The 1001-nt window shown below is 63.1% G+C and carries 1 protein-coding gene; it reads right to left on the reverse strand.

The window, feature by feature from the left end; all coding sequences use genetic code 11:
• Positions 1-141 precede the first annotated feature (141 nt).
• Positions 142-711: a methylated-DNA--[protein]-cysteine S-methyltransferase gene (locus EOA86_RS36145; RefSeq protein WP_128345800.1), complete on the reverse strand. Its 570-nt coding sequence runs from the start codon at positions 709-711 to the stop codon at positions 142-144.
• Positions 712-1001 lie beyond the last annotated feature (290 nt).

Below are 1001 nucleotides of genomic sequence, written 5' to 3' on the forward strand. Positions count from 1 at the left end.
GTCTGAAAAATGGGGGAGGTCAGGGCACGGGCGTCAGTGCCAAGCGCCGATACGAAGTCCTGCATCGTCTACAAATGCAAGCGGGTGGACACAGACCGGCGTTTCCGCCGGCGGATCTTTCCGGACTAGCAACGTCGGGCCTCAGAATCCGAATGATACCTGCGCCGGCGGCGGCGGGCCGACACGCACGCCTTCCATCGCCAGCATCTTTTCCTTGGTGGTCGAGCCGCCCGGCGCAGAAAAACCGCCGATCTTGCCGCCGGCGGCAAGAATGCGGTGGCAAGGGATGACCAGCGGCACCGGGTTGGCGCCGAGCGCCGCACCCGTCTCACGCGCCAGCCCAGCATGGCCGGCGCGCTTGGCCAGTTCGCCATAGGTGGTGGTCTCGCCGAAGGCGAGCTTGCGCGCCGCGTCATAAATGGCGAGGCGGAAATCGTCGACGCCGGTGAGATCGACCGGCACACCGGAGAAATCGATGTCTTCGCCGGCTGCATAGGCCTGTATCGACCCGATCAGCTCGGTAACCCATTGCGGTTGGGCGCTCGAACCGGCGCTGCCGGCATGGCGCAGCAGCCGGCGTTCCACCGCGTCGCGGTTGCGTTGGGGCAGGCAAAGCCTCGTCAGTCCGGCCTCGCTCCAGGCGATCCCCATGAAGCCGATCACGGTTTCGAAGACCGCGTGGCCGGCGGTGGCCTGAGAGGTGCTTTCCATGATGTGCTCCTTCCGCAGAAACGGATGGGAATCCAGTACATATCGAGAACGAGATATCGCATTTTCAGGTTGCTGTTGCCACCCGAAAATCATTCGAAGTCCACAACAGGCTGCGGATTGCCGGGGGAAAGGCGCTAGTGTAAGGACTTTCTTAACAGACGAACCGGACCCGAGCGCGGCTTGCCAGCAAAAATCATTTTTCCCGCGATCGGCGTGATGCTCGCTGCGGCCGGTCTCAGCGGCTGCAGCTCGACCTCGCAGACGAAGGCCGTTCCTTCCCTGACTGAAAC

The organism is Mesorhizobium sp. M5C.F.Ca.IN.020.32.2.1 (assembly GCF_004023105.1).
GTDB lineage: Bacteria > Pseudomonadota > Alphaproteobacteria > Rhizobiales > Rhizobiaceae > Mesorhizobium > Mesorhizobium wenxiniae.

What these genes read in the sequence shown, in the direction of transcription:
- EOA86_RS36145 (WP_128345800.1), bottom strand. Translation starts at nt 711, where the DNA reads ATGGAAAGCACCTCTCAGGCCACCGCCGGCCACGCGGTCTTCGAAACC.